The sequence below is a fragment of the Nostocoides japonicum T1-X7 genome, from assembly GCF_001046855.1.
GTDB lineage: Bacteria > Actinomycetota > Actinomycetes > Actinomycetales > Dermatophilaceae > Nostocoides > Nostocoides japonicum.
Genome location: NZ_HF570958.1, coordinates 3,739,442 through 3,746,825 on the forward strand (window position 1 = coordinate 3,739,442; position 7,384 = coordinate 3,746,825).

The 7,384-nt window shown below is 74.1% G+C and carries 8 protein-coding genes; 4 read left to right on the top strand and 4 right to left on the bottom strand.

Annotated elements, in window-relative coordinates; all coding sequences use genetic code 11:
- Positions 1 to 185 precede the first annotated feature (185 nt).
- From BN12_RS16985 to BN12_RS16995, 3 genes are all read right to left on the bottom strand, one after another.
- On the bottom strand, positions 186 to 1,619 hold the full coding sequence (locus BN12_RS16985) for a DUF2786 domain-containing protein (protein WP_083454721.1): 1,434 nt from the start codon (positions 1,617 to 1,619) through the stop codon (positions 186 to 188).
- A 65-nt stretch (positions 1,620 to 1,684) separates the two neighbouring features.
- Positions 1,685 to 2,020, bottom strand: coding sequence for an MGMT family protein (locus BN12_RS16990; RefSeq protein WP_235432444.1), 336 nt, complete (start codon positions 2,018 to 2,020; stop codon positions 1,685 to 1,687).
- Positions 2,017 to 3,315 (bottom strand): ThiF family adenylyltransferase, encoded by a 1,299-nt coding sequence (locus tag BN12_RS16995; protein ID WP_083454722.1) that lies wholly within the window; start codon positions 3,313 to 3,315, stop codon positions 2,017 to 2,019. Before BN12_RS16995 ends, BN12_RS16990 begins: the two co-directional genes overlap by 4 nt.
- A gap of 122 nt (positions 3,316 to 3,437) precedes the next feature.
- Between BN12_RS16995 and BN12_RS17000 the strand changes: the two genes are divergently transcribed.
- The 3 genes from BN12_RS17000 to BN12_RS17010 all read left to right on the top strand — a co-directional run bounded on the left by BN12_RS17000 (position 3,438) and on the right by BN12_RS17010 (position 4,917).
- A complete protein-coding gene (locus tag BN12_RS17000) occupies positions 3,438 to 4,100 on the top strand; it encodes a TetR/AcrR family transcriptional regulator (RefSeq protein WP_048554321.1) in 663 nt (220 codons plus the stop codon).
- An 81-nt stretch (positions 4,101 to 4,181) separates the two neighbouring features.
- Positions 4,182 to 4,403: a DUF3107 domain-containing protein gene (locus BN12_RS17005; protein WP_048554322.1), complete on the top strand. Its 222-nt coding sequence runs from the start codon at positions 4,182 to 4,184 to the stop codon at positions 4,401 to 4,403.
- A gap of 244 nt (positions 4,404 to 4,647) precedes the next feature.
- On the top strand, positions 4,648 to 4,917 hold the full coding sequence (locus BN12_RS17010; protein WP_327152665.1) for a GlsB/YeaQ/YmgE family stress response membrane protein: 270 nt from the start codon (positions 4,648 to 4,650) through the stop codon (positions 4,915 to 4,917).
- A 55-nt stretch (positions 4,918 to 4,972) separates the two neighbouring features.
- On the opposite strand, the gene BN12_RS17015 is transcribed toward BN12_RS17010, so the two are convergent.
- Positions 4,973 to 5,707 (bottom strand): ferritin-like fold-containing protein, encoded by a 735-nt coding sequence (locus BN12_RS17015; RefSeq protein ID WP_048554323.1) that lies wholly within the window; start codon positions 5,705 to 5,707, stop codon positions 4,973 to 4,975.
- 181 nt (positions 5,708 to 5,888) lie between these two features.
- Here BN12_RS17015 and BN12_RS17020 point away from each other — a divergent pair.
- A partial coding sequence (locus BN12_RS17020) for a DEAD/DEAH box helicase (protein WP_083454723.1) occupies positions 5,889 to 7,384 on the top strand: 1,496 nt, incomplete at its 3' end.

Here is a 7,384-nt window from a genome sequence, read left to right on the forward strand (position 1 = left end):
GCCCACAGCCGCGGCGACGAGCCGCCCGGCCTCACGCCGCCGGAGGAGCCCTGACCCGGGCCGCGAGGGAGCGCCCGCCCGTGGCCGGAACCGCGCCCGTGGCCGGAACCCCGCCCATGACCTCGACGGTCTGACGGGTGGAGCGGCCGGCAGCCCACCTGGCCCGGCCGGCGGGACGTCGCGGATCACCCCGCGGAGATCGCGCCTTCGCCGAAGAGCCTCGCCGCGTCCGCTGCGACGCGGCCGGCCTGCCAGCCCTCGAGGTCCGAGGGTGCCGTCAGCGGCTTGTGGACGAGAGAGGGGAACAGCTCGTCGACGTGTTCGTCGACCTTCTCCGACCGCTCCACGAGGACGACGGCGAGATCCTGTCCGGGGACGGATCGCTCCTGTGCCGAGGCGGTCGCGGCGTCCGTCACCTCCCGGAGCCGCTCGCCGATCCGGTAGGCGAAGGAGGTGAGGAACGACGACCGGAAGCTGCGGGTCCGGGACTGGCCGCTCGCATACCGACGGGAACCCGCCCCGGTCGCCGAACGGACGGCCTGGAGCAGGAGCGAGGTGAAGAGGGTCTCCACCGCCTCGAGATCCGGCTCGAACCCGACGACGGTGACGAACCCGAGCTCCTTGGACCACACGGTCCGGCAGCGGTTGGCGGCGGCGACGGCACCGAGGAGGAGCGCCTTCGGGCTCTCGTACGGGCGGTCGATGCCGATCCGCCGCGCATCGGGGGTGTCCTTCGCTCGACCGGGCAATGACGCGGCCAGCATCGCCGCGTCGATGCTGTGGCGGGCCATGAGGGACTGGGCGGCGGCGTTGAACGTGTCCGCCTCGGCCTCGAAGGTCGTCGACTCCGCCTTGGCCAGGAGCGCACGAACCCGCTCCAGGACGCGCGCGTCGACGGGGGCGGCCCGACCGCGGGTCGCTCGCCACCGCCCGGGCAGCGCCTCGAGGACCGGCACGTCCGGCAGGCCATGGAGGGCGACGGTCGCGGCGACCGTGGCCCGGATGACGCCCGCGAGCCCGGTCCGATCGGCTGCAGCACGAGCGCTGACGAACGTCGTGTCCGGAGACCACCAGGGGCTGGCCTCGAGGTCGGCGAGCTGCGCGAGCCACCCGGGGGCGACCGTCGATCGTGGGTGGCGCGCGAGCTCCTCCACCATCGCGTCACGGACCACGGACTGAGCGTCGGGGTCGAGCCGGCGGGACAGCAGCCGGTGCAGCTCGGCGGGCCGCCCGCGCCGCCACGACTCCGACACGGCATCGACGAGGGTGGTCGTGAGCAGCGTCGGGACGACGCGGCGGCCCTCCTCGGTCGCGGCGAGGGAGTGCAGCTCGGCGCAGGACGCCTCGACCCGGTGCGTCATCCCCTGGGCCTGGTCGTCGAGCGCTCGCCGAAGCCAGCGGCGGCCCTGCTCGTCCACCGACCCCCTGGGGGTGGCCGTGTGCATCGAGCGTGGCTCGCGCTGCCGCCGCGGTGGCGGTCCGAACCCTGCTGCGGCGTCGGCGAACTCCTCACCCACGCCCTCACCGGAGCGGCTCGTCGCGCGGGCGGGCCGCGCGCTCGCCTGCTTCGCCCTCGCGCGTGCCTTGGCCGCTCTGCGCTGCTGGTTGTTGCGTCCCATGTCGCCTCCTCGACGTGTCCTGTCGGCACCCTGTCACGGCCGACCGACAACGATCCGACGGAGGGTCAGAGGGGTCCGTGCCAGCGAGCCTGCGCCATGTCGACACGGTGACCGTCGATCGGTCCGCCGACGAGCGGCGTCCCCTCCTCGCGGAAGTGCTCCAGGGCTCGGTCCTCGTGGCCCTGGGCGGGTCGCCCGTCGGCGCGGACCACCCGCCACCACGGCACGTCCGACCCGAACCGCGCCATGACGGTCCCGACCGTCCGCGCGCCCCGGCGGCCGAGCAGCTCGGCGATGTCGCCGTAGCTGAGGACCTGCCCCTCCGGGATCTGCTCGACGAGGTCGAGGACCCGCTCGGCGAACTCCGTCGGCAGGCCCCAGCCCACCCCGTCAGGGGTCACGGGCGCGAATCCGCGGTATGCCGGTCCGCCCGCTGACGAGGAGGGTCACCCGGGGTGCCGCCCTCGCGCGCGACCGGCGGATCCGCCTCACGCGCCGCCGGGGGACCGGCCTCACGCGCCGCCGCCGGGGTGCCGGCCTCACGCACGCCGCGTTCGACGGGCAGCCCCTCCTCCTGCCAGGCGAGGATCCCCCCCGCGAGGTCCTGGACGGCGTACCCGGCGTCGGCGAGGACCCGGGCCGCGACGGCGGAGCGGCGCCCGACGGCACAGTGGACGACGACCGGGCGTGCGGGGTCGAGGACCCCGGCGTACCCACCGGTGCGCAGCGCGCCGAGAGGCAGGTGCACCGACCCGGCGATCGACGACTCGGCCCGCTCGGAGTCCTCGCGGACGTCGAGGACGACCGGTGGCTCGGCCGACGCGAGGAGGGCCGCGAGGTCGGCGGGTGACACGAGCGGCGCCGCCTCGCCCGGCCGGCAGGCCTCCTCGAGGTCGGTGAGCGTCGTCATCGTCGGCGCCGCGCCGCACAGCGGGCACCGGGGGTCGCGGGCGACCGGCACCACCCCGGAGGTCCCGGCGAGCGCGTCGTGGACCGCGATCCGGCCGACGAGGGGCTCGCCGACCCCGGTCAGCAGCTTGACGACCTCGGTGACCTGCTGGCTCGCGACGAGCGCGCATACCGACCCGAGGACGCCGGCGTCGGCGCACGAGGCGACCGACCCGACCGGGGGCGGATCGGGGAACACGCAGCGGTAGCACGGGCCGTGACCCGCCCACCACACGCTGACCTGGCCGTCGAAGGCGAGGACCGATCCCCAGACGTCCGGGATGCCGGCGAGGACGCACGCGTCGTTGACGAGATATCGGGTCGCGAAGCTGTCCGCCCCGTCGACGACGACGTCGTAGCCGGCGACCACGGCCGCGGCGTTGTCCGCGCGGAGCCGTTCGCGGTGCTCGACGACCCGGACCCCCGAGTTGAGGGCGGTGAGGGTGTGCGCGGCCGACGCGGTCTTCGGCCGGCCGACCGCCGACTCGCGGTGGACGACCTGTCGCTGGAGGTTCGTCGCGTCGACGACGTCGTCGTCGGCGACACCGATCGTCCCGACACCGGCCGCCGCGAGATAGAGGAGCGCCGGCGAGCCGAGACCACCGGCCCCGACGACGAGGACCCGGGCCGCCCGGAGCCGGCGCTGCGCGGTCTCCCCGAGTGCGGCGAGCGTGAGGTGCCGGGCATACCGGTGTCGCTCGTGGGGCGCCAGCGGTGGGCCCGGGTCGACGAGGGGCGGCCATGGCATACCGGCAGCGTATGCCGGGACGCGACGGACCCCGACGCGCGCCGACTCCCTAGGATTGCCAGTGGGTCACGACGGCGCGGCCGGCGGGACCCACCGCATCAGCTGCCGACCGAGGAGCACCAGTGACGGCCACGCCGAGGACGACCGCCTCCCGCGCCCAGCGGCTGCCCCGCTCGACCCGGCGGGCCCAGCTGCTCGAGGCGGCCCAGTCGGTCTTCGTCGAGGCGGGCTACCACCAGGCGGCGATGGACGACATCGCCGACCGTGCCGGGGTGTCCAAACCGGTGCTCTACCAGCACTTCCCCGGCAAGCTCGACCTCTACCTCGCCCTCCTCGACCAGCACTGCGAGGCCCTGGAGCAGCTCGTCCAGGACGCCATGGCGACGACCGGCACGGGCGAGGACCACGACAACAAGGCGCGGGTCCAGGCGACGGTCGACGCCTACTTCGCCTTCGTCTCGCAGGAGGGGGCGGCGTTCCGGCTCGTCTTCGAGTCCGACCTCACCGGCGAGCCGCAGGTCCGCAACCGGATCGACCAGGTGAGCCTCGTCTGCGGGGAGGCCGTCGCGGACGTCATCGTCGAGGACACCGGCCTCGACGAGTCCCGGGCGATGATCCTCGGCGTCGCGCTCGCGGGCATGGCGCAGGTGACGGCCCGCTACTGGCTCGCCCAGGGCGCCGAGATCCCGCAGAGCGAGGCCGCGAGCCTCGTCAGCGCGCTCGCGTGGGGCGGACTCGGGTCCTTCCCGCGGTCGGGGGAAGGAAACACCCCGGCGCACGGTTAGGGTTTCGTGAGCCCGGGTCGCCGATCGACCCGACACGTCGTCATGAGGGAGCACCGCTCCCACCGAGAAAGGTGGCTTCCGGTGGAGGTCAAGATCGCTGTCCAGAACGTCGCGCGCGAGCTCGAGATCGAGACCGACGCGACGCCCGCGCAGGTGAGCGACCAGATCGCCGCCGCCATCCGCGACGGCGGCGTCCTCACGCTGCGGGACGCCAAGGGCCGGCAGGTCATCGTCCCCGGGTCGGTCATCGGCTGGGTCCAGATCGGCGAGCCGGAGAAGGCCCGCGTCGGCTTCGGCGGCTGACCCCTCGAGGCGTCACCGCGGCCGGGCTCCCAGGCCCCGGTCACGCGTCCCACACGTCGCTGACCGGCGGCGATGCGGCGAGGGCCGGCCCGCTGATCCCGCACGACGACCCCCGACCGGCGTAACCTGAGTGACGGATGTGGCGCGAGCCAGGTCCGCCGGACTCGCGACCGCGCGCCGGCCCCGCTGGTCCTCGGCGACCGTCGAGGCGTGCGACCCCCTCGGGGGCGAAAGGGAGAGTGCTGTGATCGGCAACATCATCGGGACCATCATCTTCGGAGCGATCCTCGGGATGCTCGCCCGGCTCGTCCTGCCGGGCAAGCAGAACATCAGCGTCGTCATGACCGTCCTCTGCGGCATCATCGGGGCGATCGTCGGCTACTGGCTGGCCGCCGCGTTGAACGTGCGGCACACCGGCGGCATCGACTGGATCCGCGACCTCATCAGCGTCATCGTCGCGGCCCTCGCGATCGTCGCCTACGGCGCCATCTCGGGTCGCAAGCAGACCACCTGACGCATCACCCCACCGGGTGTCGCCGCCTGGCCGGTCGCGGACTCTCCCGGGCCGGTCAGGCGGCGAGGCCGAGGCGCGTCATCCGCTCGGTATGCCGGTCGGTGAGCCGGGCGAACATCCGCGCCACCTCGGCGAGGTCGGCCCCGGGACGGCCGTTGCCTCCGACGACGAGCGCCGCGAGCCCGTCCCGCTCGACGGCCACCTGCTGGGCCTGGGTGAGGGACTCGCCGAGCATCCGCCGGCCGAAGAGGGCGAGCCGGCCGGCCACCCTGGGGTCCTCCTTGATCGCCTCACGGACGACGTGGACGACGAAGTCGGCCCGCTCGGCGTCCTCGAGCGAGGTGAGGACGATCCCGCGCACCGGCTCGTCGACATATCGGGCGATCTCCCGGTAGAAGTCGGCGGCCAGCCCGTCCCCGATGTATGCCTTGACGAGGCCCTCGAGCCAGGTCGCGGGCTTGGTCCGCTCATGGAAGGAGTCGATGGCCGGCACGAACGGCGCCATCGCGAGCTCCGGGTCGGCGCCCAGCTCGGTCAGCGCGCGGACGATGCGCTCGTAGTGGTGGAACTCGGCGACGGCGACCCCGGCGAGCTGGGCCTTGAGGGGCTGCTTCGGCGCCATCTCACTGTCCGCGGCGAGCCGGCTGAAGGCGGACAGCTCGGCATACGCGAGAACGCCGAGCAGGTCGACGACACCCTCGTGGTAGAGCGCGTCCCGGGGCTCCTCCGCGGATGGGTCGGCGGGCGGCTCGGGGCGGGGCTCGGCGGCGTCGGCAGGCTCCTTCGACATGGCGGTCAGCGTAGCGTCGGGGCATATCGGACCGGGCCGGTACACTGGTACCGACCACCGGTGCCCGGTCGGCACGACATCCCCGCCGTCGCGTGACGTGACGCAGCCTTGCGAAGACCTCCGATCGGCCCGACACGCCACGCGTGCGTATGCCGTGCGCGGCCGATCCAGAAGGCTCTCCATGTCCGATACCCCCACGTCCGACACCCCGACCGCGCCCGAGGGCGCCCTCCCCCCCGCCGTCGCCCCCGGGGCGGAGGCCGACGCTGCCCCCGAGAGGGTGTCGGTGCCCGAGAGCGCCCCGGCGCCCGCCTTCGGCGACTTCGACATCCACCCCGACATCGTCGCGGCCCTCGCCGACGGCGGGATCGTCTCGACCTTCCCCATCCAGGCGATGACCCTGCCGGTCGCCCTCGGCGGCCACGACATCATCGGCCAGGCGAAGACCGGCACCGGCAAGACGCTCGGCTTCGGCGTGCCGCTCCTCAACCGCGTCGTCTCCCCCCGCGACGAGGGCTTCGAGCAGCTCACGAGGCCCGGGCGCCCGCAGGCACTCGCCGTCGCACCGACCCGGGAGCTCGCGGTGCAGGTCTCCGGCGACCTCGCGAAGGCCGGCGCCCGGCGCGGCATCCGGGTCCTCACCGTCTACGGCGGTCGGGCCTACGAGCCCCAGGTCGACGCGCTGCGCACGGGCGTCGAGGTCGTCGTCGGCACGCCGGGCCGGCTCATCGACCTCGCCAAGCAGGGCCACCTCGACCTGTCCGGCGTCCGGACCGTCGTCCTCGACGAGGCCGACGAGATGCTCGATCTCGGCTTCCTCCCGGACGTCGAGAAGATCCTCGCGCTCACGCCCGCCTCGCGGCAGACGATGCTCTTCTCGGCGACGATGCCCGGCGCCGTCGTCGCGCTGGCCCGCCGCTACATGAGCCAGCCGACCCACATCCGCGCGATGTCTGAGGACGGCGACAACGCCCACACCGTGAAGGCGATCGAGCAGTTCGTCTACCGCGCCCACGCGATGGACAAGACGGAGATGCTCGCCCGGATGCTGCAGGCGAGCGGCCGCGGGCTCACCCTCATCTTCAGCCGCACGAAGCGGACGGCCGCCAAGGTCGCCGACGACCTCGTCGACCGGGGCTTCGCCGCGGCGGCGATCCACGGCGACCTCGGCCAGGGCGCCCGCGAGCAGGCGCTGCGCGCCTTCCGGCACGGCAAGATCGACGTCCTCGTCGCCACCGACGTCGCGGCACGCGGCCTCGACGTCGAGAACGTCACCCACGTCGTCAACTACCAGTGCCCCGAGGACGAGAAGACCTACGTCCACCGCATCGGGCGCACCGGCCGCGCGGGCAACACCGGCATCGCCGTGACCTTCGTCGACTGGGACGACATGCCCCGGTGGGGGCTCATCAACAAGGCGCTCGACCTCGGCATACCGGAGCCTGCGGAGACCTACTCCTCGTCGCCGCACCTGTTCAGCGACCTCGACATCCCCGAGGGCACGACCGGCCGTCTCCCCCGGGCGGCCCGGACCCGTGAGGGCCTCGACGCCGAGGAGCTCGAGGATCTCGGTGAGACGGGCAAGGCGTCGGGACGCCGCGGCAGCGCCGGCGGATCCCGCCGCTCACGCGACGCGGGTCCCCGCGACGGCTCGGCCCGGCGTGACGGCGCCCGGGA